This window comes from Marinobacterium marisflavi (genome assembly GCF_982447095.1).
Genome location: NZ_OZ457898.1, coordinates 585,467 through 603,570, shown reverse-complemented (window position 1 = coordinate 603,570; position 18,104 = coordinate 585,467). Strand labels below are relative to the sequence as shown.

Sequence of the window (18,104 nt, the reverse complement as noted above, 5' to 3'; positions counted from 1 at the left end):
ACAAAATCGCAGTGAGCGAAGCGGCTAGTGAAGCAAAGGTGCGGTATATTACACCTTTGCTCCACGTTCTTCAATGCGAATCAAAGACCAAGTTTTAGTCTTCGACAATGGGCGACTTTCCGCGATGGTCACGAGGTCACCCATCTGGCACTCATTTTTTTCGTCATGTGCGTGCAACTTAGTTGAACGCTTAACGAATTTGCCGTAGATCGGGTGTTTTACCTTGCGCTCAACCAGCACAGTGATGGTTTTATCCATCTTGTCACTGATGACCTTACCGGTCACAGTACGGGTACGTTTTTCAGCGCTCATTTATTCACCTGCTTTTCGTTCAGTACTGTCTTTACGCGAGCGATGTCACGACGAACCTGACCAAGCAGGTGAGTCTGTGCCAGCTGGCCAGTAGCTTTCTGCATACGCAGGTTAAACTGGTCCTTGAGCAAACCCAGCAGAGACTGCTGAAGCTGATCAACGGACTGTTCACGTAGTTCAGTTGCGTTCATTACATCACCGTCCGCTTAACAACGTTTGTTGGAACCGGCAGCTTAGCAGCAGCCAGCGCGAAGGCTTCGGTAGCGAGATCTTCTGGTACGCCTGCCATTTCGAACAGAACCTTACCAGGCTGGATCTGAGCGACCCAGTACTCAACGTTACCCTTACCTTTACCCATACGTACTTCAAGTGGCTTGCCAGTGATTGGCTTGTCTGGGAACACACGGATCCAGATTTTACCACCACGCTTTACGTGACGAGTCATGGTACGACGAGCTGCCTCGATCTGACGTGCAGTGATACGGCCGCGACCTGTTGCTTTCAGTGCAATTTCACCGAAGCTTACTTTGCTGCCGCGCTGCGCCAGACCACGGTTACGACCAGTCTGTACCTTGCGGAATTTTAGGCGTTTAGGTTGTAGCATTGATCTCTACCTCACTTGCCTTTCTTCGCAGGTGCATTTTTCTCAGCACGTACCTGTTCGATACCGCCAAGGATTTCACCTTTGAAGATCCATACTTTAACGCCGATTACACCGTAAGTGGTGTGCGCTTCATAAGTCGCGTAATCGATATCGGCACGCAGAGTGTGAAGAGGCACACGACCTTCGCGGTACCATTCAGTACGCGCGATCTCAGCACCGCCAAGACGGCCAGCCAGAGAGATCTTGATACCTTTCGCGCCAGCACGCATAGCGTTCTGTACCGCACGCTTCATAGCGCGACGGAACATCACACGACGTTCCAGCTGACCCGCAACGTTCTGTGCAACCAGTTTCGCATCCAGGTCTGGCTTGCGAACTTCTTCGATGTTGATGTGCACAGGCACACCCATCATCGCAGATACAGTTGAACGCAGAACTTCTACGTCTTCACCTTTCTTACCAATCACGATACCGGGACGGGCAGTATAGATAGTGATTTTTGCATTCTGTGCAGGACGCTCGATTTCGATGCGGCTTACAGATGCTTTTTCAAGCTGCTTCTCCAAGTACTTACGTACCTCGAGATCATTCAGCAATTTTTTCGCGTAATCGGCTTTGTCCGCGTACCACACAGAAGTGTGGTCTTTAACAACGCCAAGCCGAATACCGGTTGGGTGAACTTTCTGACCCATGATTAAATCTCCTAGTACTCAGCTATTAGTCCGCGACCTTAACCGTGATATGGCAAGAGCGTTTCAAAATACGATCAGCTCGACCCTTAGCACGTGGACGGATACGCTTCATAGTCATACCTTCATCAACGAATACGGTAGATACACGCAGTTCGTCGATGTCAGCACCGTTATTGTGCTCAGCGTTTGCAATAGCAGACTCAAGCACTTTCTTAACCAGGTGTGCACCTTTCTTGGTGCTGAACGCCAGAATATTCAGAGCTTCGCCAACAGACTTGCCACGAATCTGGTCTGCAACCAGTCGAGCTTTCTGAGCGGAGATGCGGGCGCCGTTATGCTTAGCAACAACTTCCATCATCGACTCCTATTACTTCTTAGCCTTCTTGTCTGCTACGTGACCTTTAAAGGTACGAGTAGCAGAGAATTCGCCTAGTTTGTGACCTACCATGTCTTCAGTTACATAAACTGGGACGTGCTGGCGGCCGTTGTGTACAGCAATCGTCAGTCCGACAAAGTTCGGAAAGATTGTAGAGCGACGTGACCAAGTCTTAATTGGCTTGCGATCATTCGCTTCGATTGCAGCTTCTACCTTTTTCAACAAGTGAAGGTCGATAAAAGGACCTTTCTTCAATGAACGTGGCACGGCTGATTCCCCTTACTTGCGACGGTCACGTACGATAAGCTTATCGGTACGCTTGTTCTTACGAGTCTTGTGACCCTTAGTCGGAACACCCCAAGGTGTAACTGGGTGACGACCACCAGAGGTACGACCTTCACCACCACCGTGTGGGTGATCTACTGGGTTCATCGCCACACCGCGGACCGTAGGACGAACACCACGCCAGCGCGTAGCACCAGCTTTACCCAGACGACGAAGGCTATGCTCGCCGTTACCAACTTCACCGAGAGTCGCACGACACTCAACCAGGACTTTACGCATCTCGCCTGAACGCAGACGGATAGTTGCGTAAGTACCTTCACGCGCAACCAGCTGAACTGATGCACCAGCTGATCGAGCCAGCTGAGCGCCTTTACCAGGCTTCAGTTCGATACAGTGGATAGTAGAACCCACTGGGATGTTGCGTAGAGGCATGCAGTTGCCTGGCTTGATATCGACCATTTCGCCGGACATCAGCTGCGCGCCAGCTTCAACGCCTTTAGGGGCGATGATGTAGCGACGCTCACCGTCTGCGTATTTCACCAGTGCGATGTTCGCAGAACGGTTTGGATCGTATTCCAGACGCTCAACAACACCTGGGATGTTGTCTTTGTTGCGACGGAAATCAACCACGCGGTAAGCCTGCTTGTGACCACCACCGATATGACGGGTAGTGATACGACCGTTATTGTTACGACCGCCAGACTTAGACTTCTTCTCAACCAGAGCTGCAAAAGGCTTACCTTTGTGCAGTTCCTGACCTTTCACAGTAACGACGTGACGACGTCCTGCTGAGGTTGGTTTTGCTTTAACAGTTGCCATGTCTCAACCCCTCTTATTCGCCAGCAGCCAGAAAATCGATTTCTGAACCGTCAGCCAGACGTACGTACGCTTTACGAACATCAGAACGCTTACCCATACCACGCATAGTGCGCTTGGTTTTGCCTTTCTGGTTCAGTACGTTAACGCTTTCAACAGTGACGTTGAACAGCTGCTCAACTGCAGCCTTGATTTCAGGCTTAGTTGCGTCTTTAGCTACACGGAAAACAACCTGCTCACTTCCTTCAGCTACGATGGTAGCCTTCTCAGAGATGTGCGGTCCGAGCAGCACTTTGTAGATGCGTTCCGGGTTCATGCAAACACCTCCTCGATCTTCTTCAGAGCAGGAACAGTCATAACGACTTTGTCGAAACCGATCAGTGATACTGGGTCGATACCTGCTGCATCAATCACATCAACGTGTGGCACGTTACGTGAAGAGAGGTAGAGGTTCTGATCAACTTCTTCAGTTACAACCAGAGCATTGCTCAGGTCGAACTCTTTCATTTTTGCCAAGAACTGCTTGGTTTTTGGAGCTTCTACAGAGAAGTTCTCAACAACAACCAGACGCTCCTGACGGACCAGTTCAGACAAGATAGAACGCATCGCAGCGCGGTACATCTTCTTGTTTACTTTCTGGTCGTAGCTACGTGGCTTAGCAGCGAATGTTACGCCACCTGTACGCCAGATAGGAGAACGAGTAGTACCCTGACGAGCACGACCTGTACCTTTCTGACGGAATGGCTTAGCACCACCACCAGCAACTTCTGAACGGGTTTTCTGAGCTTTAGTACCCTGACGCGCACCTGCCATGTAAGCAGTTACAACCTGGTGTACCAGTGCTTCATTAAACTCTTTACCAAACGCTGATTCAGCTACTTCTACTGAACCGTTGGCACCAGTTAGATTCAAATTCATGTCAATCTCCCTTAGCCGCGCGCTTTAACAGCTGGTTTAACGATGACATCACCGCCTGGAGCACCTGGAACGGCACCCTTGACGAGGATCAGGTTACGCTCTGCATCTACACGTACAACCTCAAGGCTCTGTACTGTAGAACGCTCTGCGCCCATATGACCCGCCATGCGCTTACCTTTGAAAACGCGACCTGGTGTTTGACACTGGCCGATTGAACCCGGAGCACGGTGAGACAGTGAGTTACCGTGAGTCATGTCCTGAGTACGGAAGTTATGACGCTTAACGCCACCTTGGAATCCTTTACCCTTTGACTGACCAGTAACATCTACTTTCTGACCTGCTTCGAAGCGCTCAACTGTAAGTGAATCACCTACGTTGATTTCCTCATCACCCTTCGCGCGGAACTCCCACAAACCTGCGCCTGCTTCGACGCCAGCTTTTGCGAAGTGACCAGCTTCTGGTTTTGAAAGGCGGTTAGCCTTCTTTGCACCAGTAGTCACCTGAATAGCTGCGTAACCATCGGTATCGACAGTTTTCACGCAAGTCACGCGGTTCGGTTCTACCTCGATGACGGTGACTGGCACGGACACGCCGTCTTCAGTGAAGACACGGGTCATACCCGCTTTACGTCCGATAAGTCCTAATGACATTTTCTATACCTCTTGCCAGTTGTGTACGGGGCTGTTACCCACTACGGCTACCCTTTGCAGGGGTATTCCACAAATAGCGCTTCATTAATTAATAAATCTGCGCGTGCTTATTAGCCTAGGCTGATCTGCACTTCTACACCCGCTGCGAGATCCAGCTTCATCAGTGCGTCAACTGTTTTTTCAGTTGGCTCAACGATGTCTAGAACACGCTTGTGCGTACGAATTTCGTACTGATCACGCGCGTCTTTGTTGACGTGCGGAGAGATCAGAACGGTGTAACGCTCTTTGCGAGTAGGAAGTGGGATCGGACCACGCACCTGAGCACCAGTTCGCTTAGCTGTTTCAACAATCTCCTGAGCCGATGAATCGATCAGTCGATGGTCAAAAGCTTTCAGACGAATTCTGATTTTTTGGTTCTGCATTTTGATCACGCATTTCCTAATAGTTAATTTACGGCAATAGCCGACCTCCCCTCGGAATAAGGGGACGCAAATTGTACGCGGACTAACTCAACAGAGTCAAACCTTTTCACACCCCCAAACCCAAGGTTTTGTATAAAAAATAGCCAACTCAAATTTTGAGCACAAAAAAGCCCGCACAAGGCGGGCTTCTTCAAGAAAGATTATCGATTACTCGATGATCTTAGATACAACACCTGCACCAACGGTACGGCCACCTTCACGGATCGCGAAGCGCAGACCATCTTCCATTGCGATTGGGTTGATCAGCGTAACATCCATTTTGATGTTGTCGCCTGGCATTACCATTTCCACACCTTCTGGCAGCTCTACAGCACCAGTGATGTCAGTTGTACGGAAGTAGAACTGTGGACGGTAGCCTTTGAAGAATGGAGTGTGACGACCACCCTCTTCTTTGCTCAGTACGTATACTTCACCTTCGAAACGAGTGTGTGGCTTGATTGAACCAGGCTTACACAGAACCTGACCACGCTCAACTTCGTCACGCTTAGTACCACGCAGCAGCGCACCAACGTTCTCACCTGCACGACCCTGGTCAAGCAGCTTGCGGAACATCTCAACACCAGTACAAGTCGTCTTGGTAGTGTCTTTGATACCAACGATCTCGATCTCATCACCTACGTTGATGATACCGCGCTCTACACGACCTGTTACTACAGTACCACGACCAGAGATCGAGAATACGTCCTCGATTGGCATCAGGAACGGCAGGTCAACCAGACGCTGTGGTTCTGGGATGTAAGCATCCAGAGTCTCAACCAGCTTCTTAACAGCAGTTGTACCCATTTCGTTGCCATCTTCGCCGTTCAGTGCCATCAGCGCTGAACCAACAACGATTGGAGTGTCATCACCTGGGAAGTCGTAAGTATCCAGAAGTTCGCGAACCTCCATCTCAACCAGCTCAAGTAGCTCTTCGTCGTCTACCATGTCAGCTTTGTTCAGGAATACAACGATGTACGGTACACCTACCTGACGAGACAGCAGGATGTGCTCACGAGTCTGTGGCATTGGGCCGTCAGCTGCTGAACATACCAGGATAGCGCCGTCCATCTGTGCAGCACCGGTGATCATGTTCTTAACGTAGTCAGCGTGTCCTGGGCAGTCTACGTGTGCGTAGTGACGAGTTGGTGACTCGTATTCAACGTGAGAAGTGTTGATTGTGATACCGCGCTCACGCTCTTCTGGAGCTTTGTCGATACCATCAAATGCTACGGCTTCACCGCCGTATACTTCTGCACATACGCGAGTCAGCGCTGCAGTCAGAGTAGTTTTACCGTGGTCAACGTGGCCGATTGTACCTACGTTAACGTGTGGTTTGTTACGTTCAAATTGTTGCTTAGCCACGGGCTGTATCCCTTGATTGATCACTTAAATTAGCGGACACGCTTTCGCAAAGAGAGTCCGAGTCGGCGCGAAAGTTTAACGCTATCAGACCCAGAGTCAAGCTTCGCCAACCCATTTTTTGCTAAAAACTGAGTTTTTCGCCAGATTCAGTCAGCTATATATAGCAACACAAACACACTTCAGCCGGTTGAACAACTTTTAGCCAATCCCACCACTTACAGCTATTCCATCATTGGTCTAAGGCGCGTATAATGCGCGCACTTTTTTACACCCACTAATCAGAGTGAAACCATGACTGATTTAAGCAAATACCGAAATATAGGCATCTTCGCTCACGTAGATGCGGGTAAAACCACAACTACTGAGCGTATCCTGAAGCTCACTGGTAAGATCCACAAAACTGGTGAAGTACATGAAGGTGCGGCGACTACCGACTTCATGGAGCAGGAGCAGGAGCGTGGTATCACCATCCAGTCTGCAGCGACGACCTGTTTCTGGAAAGACCACCGTTTCAACATCATCGATACTCCAGGGCACGTTGACTTCACAGTCGAAGTATACCGTTCACTGAAGGTACTTGACGGTGGTGTAGGCGTATTCTGTGGTTCAGGCGGTGTAGAGCCTCAGTCTGAAACTAACTGGCGCTACGCGAACGAGTCAGAAGTAGCTCGTGTAATCTTCGTAAACAAACTGGACCGTCTGGGTGCAGATTTCTACCGCGTCGTAGAGCAGGTTAAGAAGGTACTGGGCGCTAACCCACTGGTTATGACTCTGCCTATCGGTACAGAAGAGAACTTCGTTGGCGTTGTTGACGTTCTAACCAAGAAAGCTTGGGTGTGGGACGATACTGGTCTGCCAGAAAACTACGAGATCACTGATGTTCCTGCGGACATGGTTGACGATGTAGAGATGTACCACGAGCAACTGATTGAAACTGCAGTTGAGCAAGATGACGATCTGATGATGGCTTACATGGAAGGCGAGATGCCAACCATTGAGCAGATCAAAGAGTGTATCCGTAAGGGTACTCGTAACCTCGACTTCTTCCCAACCTTCTGTGGTTCTGCGTTCAAGAACAAAGGTGTTCAGCTGGTTCTGGATGGCGTTGTTGACTACCTGCCAAGCCCAACTGAAGTTGAACCACAGGATCTGACCGACGAAGAAGGTAACGCAACTGGTGAGAAAGCGATCGTATCTGCAGACGAGCCACTGCGCGCGCTGGCATTCAAGATCATGGATGACCGTTTCGGTGCCCTGACCTTCGTACGTGTCTACTCAGGTGTGCTGAACAAGGGTGACACTATCCTTAACTCAGCAACCGGCAAAACTGAGCGTATCGGCCGTATGGTTGAGATGCACGCAAATGATCGTAACGAAATCTCAACTGCTACCGCAGGTGACATCATCGCGATCGTTGGTATGAAGAACGTTCAGACCGGTCACACTCTGTGTGATGTTAAACACCCATGTACTCTGGAAGCGATGGTATTCCCAGAGCCAGTAATCTCAATCGCCGTTGCTCCTAAGGACAAAGGTGGTTCTGAGAAGATGGGTATTGCGATCGGTAAGATGGTTGCAGAGGATCCTTCATTCCGCGTTGAAACTGATGAAGATTCAGGCGAAACCATCCTTAAAGGTATGGGTGAGCTTCACTTGGACGTTAAAGTCGACATCCTCAAGCGTACTTACGGCGTTGAACTGGTTGTTGGTAAGCCACAGGTTGCATACCGCGAGTCTATTACTATCCCAGTTGAAGACAGCTACACACACAAGAAGCAGTCTGGTGGTTCAGGTCAGTACGGTAAGATCGATTACCGCATGCGCCCTGCAGAGGCCGGTACTGGCTTCAGCTTCACCTCTTCTGTAGTTGGCGGTAACGTTCCTAAGGAGTTCTGGCCTGCAGTTGAGAAAGGCTTCCAGTCAATGATGCAGGAAGGTACCCTCGCTGGTTACCCTGTAGTTGACGTTGAAGTTGAACTGTTCGACGGTGCTTCACACGCAGTGGACTCATCAGCAATCGCTTACGAAATCGCTGCTAAAGGCGCATTCCGTCAGTCTATGCCTAAAGCAGGCCCACAGCTGCTTGAGCCTGTGATGAAAGTTGACGTGTTCACTCCTGAAGATCACGTTGGTGATGTTATCGGTGACCTTAACCGTCGCCGCGGCATGATCAAAGACCAGGAAGCTGGCGTTACTGGTGTACGCATCAAGGCAGACGTTCCTCTGTCAGAGATGTTCGGTTACATCGGTCACCTGCGTACTATGACTTCAGGTCGCGGCCAGTTCTCTATGGAGTTCAGCCACTACTCTGCATGTCCTCAGAACGTAGCTGATACAGTTATCGCTGAAGCGAAAGCACGCAAAGAAGCTAAGTAATTAGGCTTCCAGTTGAAAAAGGGCCTACGGGCCCTTTTTTATTTTTTAAATCTCACGCCTAACCAGCCCTCGACAGCCGAGAACTGAATAGCTGGCAAGGGCCTAATTCTGCGACTGCTCCAGAATCTCTCCCAGCGCGTTCCATCCCAGCAAAGCGCATTTTTTGCGTGATGGCGAGCTGCGCACGGCATCCAGCGCTTCAAGCGCAGCGGGGAGCGCTGATGCATCATCACCCCAGTTGATAACCTGCTTGTACAGCGTCCTTAACTCACCTATATCCGATCCCTCCACTGCTTCTACCAACATTGATGTTGAAGCTATGCAGATGGAGCACCCACGGCCTCGAAAACCTGAGACCGCAACCCTACCATCTTGAACCATCAAACCAACCTCGACATCATCACCACAGCGAGGGTTACGCCCACGCGCAGTTAGATAACCTGGCTCAAACGGCTCCTTACGGTGGCTGCGTGGATGTTTGAAATGTTCCAGCAATGCCTCTTTATAGAGTGCGTCACTACTCAAAGAAAGATCCTCTCAGCCTGCTTAACTGCGTCTACTAGGCGATCAATATCATCCCGATTCGTGTAGACAGAACAACTCGCTCGCAGACATGCAGGAATATCTAGTGCCGCCATAAGCGGCTGAGCACAATGATGCCCAGCTCTGACAGCCACGCCGGAGTCAGCGCAGATCTGCCCTAGGTCATGAGGGTGAATATCTTCGTGTAGAAAACTAATTACGCCGGTGGCTGCAGCTGAAGATGGGGTCAGCATGCGCACCTTGGGAAGGACACTGAGTGAGTGATGGGCGTAGACGCCAATTCGTAGAAGCTGTTCAGAGACCAGCTTTGACGGAAGTTGCTCAAGGAACCCTAATGCGGCCCCCAAGCCGATCACGCCGATATAGTTAGGAGATCCGGCCTCAAACCGGGCGGGGATGTCAGTCCACTCAGAAGGCTGCGCTCCCTCGCCAACCCAATCTACCATTCCGCCGCCCAACAACCAGGGTTCCATGTTTTCAAGGTGCTTGTATCGGCCAGCCAATACTCCTACCCCAGTAGGTCCAAAGACCTTATGAGCGGAGAATACAATAAAGTCAGCGTCCAACTTGGATAAGGCTGAAGCCTGATGCGCTATACACTGGGCTGCATCTATGAGTACCGTCGCTCCGACCGCATGCGCGACCTGCATTAACGGCTCCAGCTGTGGCATCACACCCAGAACATTCGACTGCCCGGTGATAGCCAACATCTTCGTACGCTCGTCAGCGAGCTCCTCGACCTGTTCCGCTGAGACAGCGCCGGTGGTGTAATCTATCTTAAGCACCTTTAGCTCTGCCCCGCTCCTCTGGCAGGCACGCTGCCACGGCAGATAATTTGCGTGGTGCTCGAGCTCTGTAACCCAGACCCAATCCCCTTCGGATAACTTGGGTGTTAAAAAGGATTCAGCAACCGCGTTAATGCTCTCAGTCGCAGAGCGAGTGAATATGATTTCTTGCTGATTAAAACCGAGGAGGTCAGCACATTGGCGTCGAACATGCTCGTACGCTTTGCTGGCCATTTCAGCTTCTGCATAAAAGCCGCGATGAATCGGCGCGTAGCTGGTTGATGTCGCCTCACGCATCGCCTGTATAACCATCTCAGGCTTATGCGTGGTCGCTGCGCTGTCAAGGTAAGCAGTGGGGCTTTCACGCACCTGTGGGAACAGGTTCCGTATATTAGCCAACGCGCCAGAGAGCGACGTCATTAGCCCGCCTCCTTCGACTTCGCCTCGAATTTTGCCAAATTATCACGCTGGGCAGCCTGCGCCTCCTCTTGGGCAAACTTATCTTTCATGCGCATGCCGCTGCCGTTACGACGTACCAATGTGATTTCGGAGAGTATACACAGCGCAATTTCTTCCGGTGTTCTGGGGTTCAAGTCCACTCCAGACGGGGCCATCACACGCTCTAACTCTTGATCACTAAAGCCCTCTCGATGAAGAAACTCCATGACCAGGCGTGAACGCTTGCGACTGGCAATCAGTGCTATATATTTTGATTCCGAGGCCAGGGCACGCAGCATCGATTCATGATCGCCTTTTGCCTGTGTCGCAATGACAACATAATCATCCGGCTTGGGTTGTAACTGCGCATAATCGAGATCATCTACGATAACTTGCTGCGCCTTCGGGAAGCGCGCCACATCGGCACCCAGGTCATTAACGATCACATCGTAGCCCAAGATCGCACCCATCTCGCAGATCACTTCTGCAACGCGCCCATGCCCCATCAACCAGATACTAGGACTGGGTAGCACCGGCTCTATGTAGACCCGCATACCGCCGCCGCAGGGCATACCTGTACCCAACACTTCGTCATCGAGGTCAAGATCGATAATCGCCGTTTCGCCGGAGATAATCGCGTCATAAGCCTCCTGACATGCGGTGGACTCAGCGCAACCACCACCGACCCAGCCGGCTAGCAACTGCCCCTCTTTATCAATCACGGCTTTCGAGCCGGTCTTAGCAGAGACCGAACCGTAGGTTTCCACCACAGTTGCGATCGCAAATGGCTCTCTCTTCTGTTGCAGCTTTTCAATTAAAGAAAAGATAGGATTCATCGCGCCTCCCTAGACTGCGTCAACTAGATGCGTGATCGACTTTTTCGCAATCCGCGCCTGTACGCTCTTATAATTATCAGGTGTGTCCATGTCGACAACGACATGGTCATTCGGCATTTCTATGGTGGTTACGCGCTCGGGTTCGCGTTCGATCAGATGCTTACACCCTAGGTTGCGGCCGGTCGATATGATCTCTTCTACCTGCTCAAACGCTAGAACAATTGGATTCCCGCGCTGACCCTCAAAAGTCGGTACAAGTATGGGCTTCTGAGCTCTAGTAAACGCCTGGTGAATGGTGCGCAAGTCTTCAAGATCAAGCAGCGGTAGATCACTCAAACAGACCATGACACCATCTACTGGCTGGCTAAAAGCCCGCAAACCGCATAGCACTGAACTCATCTGCCCGTCGGCGTAATCAGAATTATGGGCAATCAATGTCGGCAGCCCTGAGAGTTGCTCAACTGCCTCGCGCTGCTGATGACCGGTGACGACGACTACTTCAGCAAAGCCGCACCCTTCGGCCCGTCCGTAGTTAGATAACATCATTGCAGTGCGACGCAGCATGGGGAGACCGTCAACAGGCAAAGTGAGTTTGTTGAGTTCGCCCATTCTACGAGACTCTCCCGCAGCCAGTAGCACCACCGATAGCCTTTTAAGAGTAGTCATATCAACCTCCACAACAGCTCTTGGCAGGTTGACCGATCGCATCGAGCCGCACTTCACTGGGCGTGCTTTTAGCCATACCGCCGTTACGCAGTTCAATAAGTTGGGCCAGTACAGCAACAGCGATCTCTTGCGGGGACTTAACCTTCAGATCAACGCCGAAGGGGGCGATCATCTGCTGGATATGCGGTCCAACACCCTCGGCTGACACTAACTCTGCCTTCAGTGCAGCGCCCTTTTTGGCACTTGCCACGAATCCAAATACAGCGGCAGGCAAGCGTGATGCTGCAGTGAGTGCCGCTTTATCACCACGTCCTTGGGTAGCAACGACGATATAGGGGAGAGAAGAGAAGGAGAGTTCACTCAATTCATACCCTTGGTGCGATATCACTCCGTACATATCCGGTAGTTCGCCATTGGCTGCTAGCGTAACGTCGAAGTCGAGGGCCGTGGCAAGACGCGCGAGCGCTAACGCACAAGGGCTAGAACCGAGAATCAACAAGGCCTTGCGGCTAACGAAAGGTTCAATGAAGATATCGAGCACACCGCCGCTCTTGCACGACGACTTGTGTGCAACCATACCGATCTCGGTAACCTTGTCTGCCTCGGGGGTCACTCTTACCAGCTCGGGCTCTCCTGCCGCTAGCACGCGCTGTGCTGCTCGTATAACCGCCGGCTGCGCACAACCACCGCCAATCCAGCCATGGATTTCGCCCTGCTCCGTAATCAACGCTCGAGCGCCCGGCTTAGATGAAGTGGGGGACTCAACACGCACCACCGTTGCAACCGCTAAACGCTCGCCCTCTAAGCTGAGTTGATCAGCCGTCTGTTGCAGTTCTTTTGTTAGCATCGATCTCTCCCCATTTCTGCTGGCACCTTTAAGCCAGTCGGGTAAAGTGCGGCCCCAAGGCTCGCAACGTTTCTATATTGTGTGCGCCAGCGACTTGATCTGCGTAGTCCATAGCAATCTTCATGCCCTTAGCCTCGGGGGTGAAGCCTTCGCGTTTCCATAACGGGTTAACCCACAACAAGTTACGCCCGCGTTGCTTAAGCTGGTGCAAAGACTGCTGCAATGCATCTAAATCGCCCGTGTCATAACCATCACTAACAACACAGGTGAGCGTACGGCTGTTCACCCAGTTACCGTAGCGCTCATTAAATTGGGCCAAAGACTCGCCAATGCGTGTACCGCCAGACCAACCAGAACCCAACATCGCCAGGGAATTGCGCACACGGACGAGACTGGTTTGCCGCAGGGCATCGGTAATAGGGACTATCTGGGTATGGAAGGCAAAGACTGCGACATCACGGAAACAGCGCGCGATACCGCGAGCAAATCGAAGGAGTAAAAAGCTGTACATCGACATCGAACGACTCACATCAAGTATCAGTAGCAGACGCGGCTGACGTTTGCGCACCTGTTTGCGCAACAAGGTGATGGGCTCTCCGCCCGTCGCTAACGAACGACGCAACGTCCGCCTTAAATCGACAGCACCCTGCTTCTTGCTCACTTTTTTGCGCCGACTCAGCCGTTTGCGCATATCCAACGCCATACGCTCTACCATCAACTCGATTCGGCGCATCTCTTCTGGGTCCGTGATGCTACCAAAATCAACTTTCTCGATAGAGGTCGAACGGCTGGCACCCTCCTGATAGCCCTCGCCGGTGCCATCAGAGTCTCCCGCCCCCTCATTTGCATCGCCTTGGTTAGAGTTCGAAGCGGTTCGGTCTGGATCCTCGGATTGTTCTGTTGCCAGTTTCAGTGCGCTTCCCGAACCGCCTGCTGTGTGTACTTGCCGGCGACTACGCTCGCCGTGCCAATAGCTATCGAACAGCTCGTCAAACCGATTCCAGTCCCGTTTTTCGCTGCAAAGAATCAAGCGTAGGAGTGAACGCAACTCCCTCTCCGAAAAGGGATCGATCAGGGCTATCGAGTTCTGTACTAAGAGTTGCTCAGAGACACCAACCCGAAAGCCGTTCGCGCGTGCTTGATGCACAAAACCTAAGAGACGCTGAGACAGATTGTCAGGTATCTGAGGATCGAGAATCTCAGCTACATCACTCATTGAGACTCACACCGCACGAGCGACCAAGCGCTCGAGCTCAAAGTCTTCGAGACGCTCACTGTCTTCCCGCGTCTTCAACAGGCAAACCAGGGTTGAGCGCAATACCTCTGGATCAGCATCTAATTTATCCAAACCGAACTGCAACAGAGCGGCCGCCCAGTCGAGCGTCTCCGCAATACCCGGCCGTTTAACCAAGTCAACCTTGCGCAGATCCTGCACGAACCCGACGATCTGACGCGCAAGTGCAACATTCACCTCGGGCAAGCGGGTACGCAAAATCTTCAACTCTTTATCGAAGCTTGGATAGTCTACGTAGTGATAAAGACAGCGGCGGCGCAGTGCATCGCTCAGCTGTCGTGTACCGTTGGATGTCAGAATTACCCTCGGTCGACTCTTCGCTTCAATCGTCCCCAACTCAGGGATACTGACCTGAAAATCTGACAGCACCTCCAATAAGAAGGCTTCAAACTCTTCGTCAGATCGATCAATTTCGTCGATAAGCAGCACCGCAGCCTTATCAGATTGGATGGCCGCTAGTAGAGGCCGTTCAAGGAGATACTTTGGATCAAAGATAGCTGTATCTGAATTAGCACTTCCCTCTTGTGAGCGAATGGCTAATAGCTGGTGCTGGTAGTTCCACTCATAAACAGCCGAGTTAACATCTAACCCCTCGTAGCACTGCAACCGAATCAATTGCGTGCCCAGCACTTTAGCGAGCGCTTTGGCAATCTCGGTTTTACCAACCCCAGCGTCTCCTTCAAGTAGAAGAGGACGCTCCAGTCGACTAACAAGCCAGAGCGCCGAGCCAAGCTCGGCGTCTGCAACATAACCCGCCTGAAGCAATTCAGAACGAAAGGCTGAGATATCCTGATGGGACACGATTAGTTGCTCGCTTTACCGCCAAATAGGCTGCGCAACCAGCCGGTAAATACCGACCAAGCGAAAGCGAATCCATTGAGCTCTTTAGGCTGCTCTGAAAGTTCTTCACGCGCTTGCTCTGCAACCTCGTCCTCGCCCATCGCTGCCACGTTATTACAGAAGTTTTTACCAAACTGATTAAGAATCTGATCGGCCACCTGTGTCATCATACGACCACCGAGACTCGCCGCTTTGCCGGTCACCGTCACGGTAGCCTTTCCACGCAAGACAACCTTTCCCTCCTCCTCAGTAACCCAAGCCGTCAAATCCATGGTCGCGGAGGATGAACCTTTCGAGTCTTGTCCCTTACCTACCATCTGCAACTCGCGCTTATCAAGATCAATCGAGCGGATCTCTATGTTACCGGCGAAGGCCATCGTAGCCGGTCCGATCTTCGCCTTAACGCTACCTTTGTAGTTACTGTCATCCACCTGCTCGGTGATTTCAGCGCCAGGCATGCAGCTCGCAACGCCGCTAATATCCTGCAAAAAGGCCCATCCCTGATTAGCAGAGCCGGGAAGTTCAAAGGTTTTATCTAGATCTACTTGCATCTTACTGCTCCAAAAAAGGCCGACCTCGCGTGAGGCCGGCCATCATCACTACTTAACACCAAGTTCTTGCATGGTTTTCCACAGACGTGGAGCCGTGTGCGGCATATTGAGATGCGTTACACCGAGGTGGGAAAATGCATCCACAACAGCCGACGTGAAGGTCGGGATCGAACCTACATGCGGTGACTCAGCCACACCCTTAGCACCCAGAGGGTGGTGTGGTGATGGTGTCACAGTGAAGTCGGTCTCCCACTTCGGAGTCTCTACAAAGGTCGGCACGAAGTAATCCATCAAGGTATTACCCAGCAGGTTACCCTGCTCGTCGTAAGGCATCTCCTGCCCCATAGCGACCGCAAAGCCCTCGTTCAGGCCACCATGGATCTGACCGTCAATGATCATCGGGTTAATACGGGTACCACAGTCGTCGAGTGCATAGAAACGGCGAACGCTGGTCTCACCGGTCTGCTTGTCGATATCAACAACACAGAGGTAGATGCCGTACGGGTATGTGAAGTTTGGTGGATCGTAGTAATCCACTGCCTCAAGTCCCGGCTCCATACCTTCTGGTACGTTGTTGTAAGCCGCCCAAGCGATCTCCTTCATGGTCTTCTCTTGACCTGGATTGCCTTTCACCTTGAAGCGATCGATTTCCCACTCAAGGTCATCCTCACTCACCTCTAGCAGGTGAGCGGCGATCTTCTGTGCTTTAGCTTTAATCTTGCGCGCGGCTACGGCAGTTGCAGCACCTGCAACCGGTGTAGAGCGCGAACCGTAGGTACCCAAACCGTATGGTGCAGTATCGGTGTCACCCTCTTCAATCTGAATCTCTTCAGACGGCAGACCCAATTCAGTCGCAATGATCTGCGCATAGGTTGTCTGGTGGCCCTGACCTTGAGTAATCGTACCCATGCGAGCAATCGCACTGCCGGTAGGATGGACGCGGATCTCGGCACTATCGAACATGCCGATACCCAGAATGTCACAGTTGCGGCTTGGTCCGGCACCGACGATTTCAGTGAAGGTTACTAGGCCAATACCCATCAACTCACCCTTGGCACGTTTCTCCTCCTGCTCACGACGCAAACCGTCGTAATCAACAGCATCCAGCACCTTCTGCAGAGAGCTGTGGTACTCACCACTGTCGATCTCCCAGCCGAGGCAAGTCTTGTACGGCATCTGCTCAGACTTAATGAAGTTACGACGACGGATCTCCGCTTTATCGATACCCAGTTTCTGCGCTAGAACGTCCATCGTACGCTCAATCACATAGACCGCTTCAGTTACGCGGAATGAACAGCGATATGCTACGCCGCCCGGCGCTTTGTTGGTGTAAACACCGTCAACATTGAGGTGAGCTACCGGCACATCATAAGAACCGGTACAGATATGCATCAGACCTGCTGGGAACTTGGATGGATCGGCACAAGCGTCGAATGCACCATGGTCAGCCAGTACATTAACGCGCAGGGCCTTAATGATACCGTCCTTATCTGCAGCGATTTCGCCAGTCATATGGTAGTCACGTGCAAAGGCGGTAGTGGAGATATTCTCCATGCGGTCTTCGACCCATTTCACAGGAACACCTAACACGATTGATGCAACTATCGCAGTTACATAGCCTGGGTAGATGCCGACCTTGTTGCCGAAGCCGCCGCCGATGTCAGGCGAGATTACCCGTACCTTGCTCTCCGGTAGACCTGATAGCATCGATACGACAGTACGCACGACGTGCGGTGCCTGCGATGTGAGGTATACAGTCAGGTGACCATTCACTTTGTCGAACGACGCGACACAGCCACAGGTCTCTAGTGGACATGGGTGTACGCGGTGGTAGTACATATCCTGAGAGACTACGACCTCGGCATTATCAAAGACGCGATCAGCCGCCTCTTTGTCACCTGCCTGCCAGTTGAAGATATGATTGTCATGCTTACGCTCTGAGTGCGCGCCCTGCATCTTGCCAACCAGATCCTCGCGCAGCACTGGCGCATCCGAATCCATGGCCTTGTGTGCATCTACCAGCACTGGAAGCTCTTCGTACTCCACTTCTACTAAGTCAACCGCGTCAGCCGCAATGTATCGGTCATCCGCTACAACGACGGCCACTTCTTGGTACTGGAAATGTACCTTTTCGTCTGCAAGCACAGCCTGCACATCACCTGCCAGCGTTGGCATCCAATGCAGGTTAAGCGGCTTCAAGTCATCCGCCGTCAGGACAGCGTGCACACCTGGCAACGCCAAGGCTTTCTCTTTGTTGATACTCTTGATTCGCGCGTGAGCGTAAGGGCTACGCACCATGTCCGCGAACAACATTCCCGCCATCTGAATATCATCAGTATAGCGGCCTTTACCCTGAATAAAACGCGCATCCTCTTTGCGTTTGCGCGAACAGCCCATCCCTTGGAGGGCCGCTTCTCGGGTCTCTTTATCCATCTGTTCAGTCATTGCGAAC

General features: G+C 51.8%; 22 protein-coding genes. 1 reads left to right on the top strand and 21 read right to left on the bottom strand.

What is annotated here, in order from left to right:
- Window positions 1-48: 48 nt before the first annotated feature.
- The 12 genes from rpsQ to tuf form a co-directional block, all read right to left on the bottom strand.
- Window positions 49-312 (bottom strand): 30S ribosomal protein S17, encoded by a 264-nt coding sequence (gene rpsQ / locus AC1WNR_RS02840; RefSeq protein WP_481643027.1) that lies wholly within the window; start codon window positions 310-312, stop codon window positions 49-51.
- Entirely contained in the window at window positions 309-503 is a 195-nt protein-coding gene (gene rpmC, locus AC1WNR_RS02835) for a 50S ribosomal protein L29 (protein ID WP_481643026.1), read from the bottom strand. The genes rpsQ and rpmC overlap by 4 nt, the downstream gene beginning before the upstream one ends.
- Window positions 503-916, bottom strand: a complete 414-nt coding sequence (rplP, locus tag AC1WNR_RS02830) for a 50S ribosomal protein L16 (protein ID WP_481643025.1) — start codon at window positions 914-916, stop codon at window positions 503-505. The genes rpmC and rplP overlap by 1 nt, the downstream gene beginning before the upstream one ends.
- An 11-nt stretch (window positions 917-927) precedes the next feature.
- Entirely contained in the window at window positions 928-1,608 is a 681-nt protein-coding gene (gene rpsC, locus AC1WNR_RS02825; protein WP_481643024.1) for a 30S ribosomal protein S3, read from the bottom strand.
- Between the two features lie 25 nt (window positions 1,609-1,633).
- Window positions 1,634-1,966: a 50S ribosomal protein L22 gene (gene rplV, locus AC1WNR_RS02820; protein WP_481643023.1), complete on the bottom strand. Its 333-nt coding sequence runs from the start codon at window positions 1,964-1,966 to the stop codon at window positions 1,634-1,636.
- 9 nt (window positions 1,967-1,975) lie between these two features.
- A complete protein-coding gene (rpsS, locus tag AC1WNR_RS02815; protein WP_481643022.1) occupies window positions 1,976-2,251 on the bottom strand; it encodes a 30S ribosomal protein S19 in 276 nt (91 codons plus the stop codon).
- Window positions 2,252-2,263: 12 nt separating this feature from the next.
- Window positions 2,264-3,088 (bottom strand): 50S ribosomal protein L2, encoded by an 825-nt coding sequence (gene rplB, locus AC1WNR_RS02810; protein ID WP_481643021.1) that lies wholly within the window; start codon window positions 3,086-3,088, stop codon window positions 2,264-2,266.
- A gap of 13 nt (window positions 3,089-3,101) precedes the next feature.
- The gene (gene rplW / locus AC1WNR_RS02805) at window positions 3,102-3,401 is read right to left on the bottom strand and encodes a 50S ribosomal protein L23 (protein WP_481643020.1); all 300 of its coding nucleotides are present in this window, start codon (window positions 3,399-3,401) and stop codon (window positions 3,102-3,104) included.
- Window positions 3,398-4,003, bottom strand: coding sequence for a 50S ribosomal protein L4 (gene rplD, locus AC1WNR_RS02800; protein WP_481643019.1), 606 nt, complete (start codon window positions 4,001-4,003; stop codon window positions 3,398-3,400). The genes rplW and rplD overlap by 4 nt, the downstream gene beginning before the upstream one ends.
- Window positions 4,004-4,014: 11 nt before the next feature.
- Window positions 4,015-4,653: a 50S ribosomal protein L3 gene (gene rplC / locus AC1WNR_RS02795; RefSeq protein ID WP_481643018.1), complete on the bottom strand. Its 639-nt coding sequence runs from the start codon at window positions 4,651-4,653 to the stop codon at window positions 4,015-4,017.
- A gap of 110 nt (window positions 4,654-4,763) precedes the next feature.
- Complete coding sequence (gene rpsJ, locus AC1WNR_RS02790; RefSeq protein ID WP_209287949.1) at window positions 4,764-5,075, bottom strand: 30S ribosomal protein S10; 312 nt, start codon at window positions 5,073-5,075, stop codon at window positions 4,764-4,766.
- Window positions 5,076-5,282: 207 nt separating this feature from the next.
- Window positions 5,283-6,476, bottom strand: a complete 1,194-nt coding sequence (tuf, locus tag AC1WNR_RS02785; RefSeq protein ID WP_481643017.1) for an elongation factor Tu — start codon at window positions 6,474-6,476, stop codon at window positions 5,283-5,285.
- Window positions 6,477-6,767: 291 nt separating this feature from the next.
- On the opposite strand from tuf, the gene fusA reads away from it, so the two are divergent.
- Window positions 6,768-8,852 (top strand): elongation factor G, encoded by a 2,085-nt coding sequence (gene fusA, locus AC1WNR_RS02780; RefSeq protein ID WP_481643016.1) that lies wholly within the window; start codon window positions 6,768-6,770, stop codon window positions 8,850-8,852.
- A gap of 102 nt (window positions 8,853-8,954) precedes the next feature.
- Here fusA and sufU read toward each other — a convergent pair whose 3' ends face one another.
- The 9 genes from sufU to AC1WNR_RS02735 are packed head-to-tail and all read right to left on the bottom strand — an operon-like array spanning window position 8,955 to window position 18,097.
- Complete coding sequence (sufU, locus tag AC1WNR_RS02775; protein ID WP_481643015.1) at window positions 8,955-9,377, bottom strand: Fe-S cluster assembly sulfur transfer protein SufU; 423 nt, start codon at window positions 9,375-9,377, stop codon at window positions 8,955-8,957.
- Window positions 9,374-10,600 carry an aminotransferase class V-fold PLP-dependent enzyme gene (locus AC1WNR_RS02770; protein WP_481643014.1) on the bottom strand — a complete coding sequence of 409 codons (1,227 nt, stop codon included), beginning with the start codon at window positions 10,598-10,600 and terminating at the stop codon, window positions 9,374-9,376. The genes sufU and AC1WNR_RS02770 overlap by 4 nt, the downstream gene beginning before the upstream one ends.
- Window positions 10,600-11,454: an XdhC family protein gene (locus AC1WNR_RS02765; protein ID WP_481643013.1), complete on the bottom strand. Its 855-nt coding sequence runs from the start codon at window positions 11,452-11,454 to the stop codon at window positions 10,600-10,602. The genes AC1WNR_RS02770 and AC1WNR_RS02765 overlap by 1 nt, the downstream gene beginning before the upstream one ends.
- Window positions 11,455-11,463: 9 nt before the next feature.
- The gene (locus AC1WNR_RS02760; protein ID WP_481643012.1) at window positions 11,464-12,120 is read right to left on the bottom strand and encodes a nucleotidyltransferase family protein; all 657 of its coding nucleotides are present in this window, start codon (window positions 12,118-12,120) and stop codon (window positions 11,464-11,466) included.
- 1 nt (window position 12,121) lies between these two features.
- Window positions 12,122-12,967, bottom strand: coding sequence for an XdhC family protein (locus AC1WNR_RS02755; RefSeq protein WP_481643011.1), 846 nt, complete (start codon window positions 12,965-12,967; stop codon window positions 12,122-12,124).
- Between the two features lie 28 nt (window positions 12,968-12,995).
- Window positions 12,996-14,183: a vWA domain-containing protein gene (locus tag AC1WNR_RS02750; protein WP_481643010.1), complete on the bottom strand. Its 1,188-nt coding sequence runs from the start codon at window positions 14,181-14,183 to the stop codon at window positions 12,996-12,998.
- A 6-nt stretch (window positions 14,184-14,189) separates the two neighbouring features.
- Complete coding sequence (locus AC1WNR_RS02745) at window positions 14,190-15,062, bottom strand: AAA family ATPase (RefSeq protein WP_481643009.1); 873 nt, start codon at window positions 15,060-15,062, stop codon at window positions 14,190-14,192.
- Window positions 15,063-15,064: 2 nt separating this feature from the next.
- A complete protein-coding gene (locus AC1WNR_RS02740) occupies window positions 15,065-15,652 on the bottom strand; it encodes an SRPBCC family protein (protein ID WP_481643008.1) in 588 nt (195 codons plus the stop codon).
- Window positions 15,653-15,700: 48 nt separating this feature from the next.
- The gene (locus tag AC1WNR_RS02735) at window positions 15,701-18,097 is read right to left on the bottom strand and encodes an aerobic carbon-monoxide dehydrogenase large subunit (protein ID WP_481643007.1); all 2,397 of its coding nucleotides are present in this window, start codon (window positions 18,095-18,097) and stop codon (window positions 15,701-15,703) included.
- Window positions 18,098-18,104: the final 7 nt, after the last annotated feature.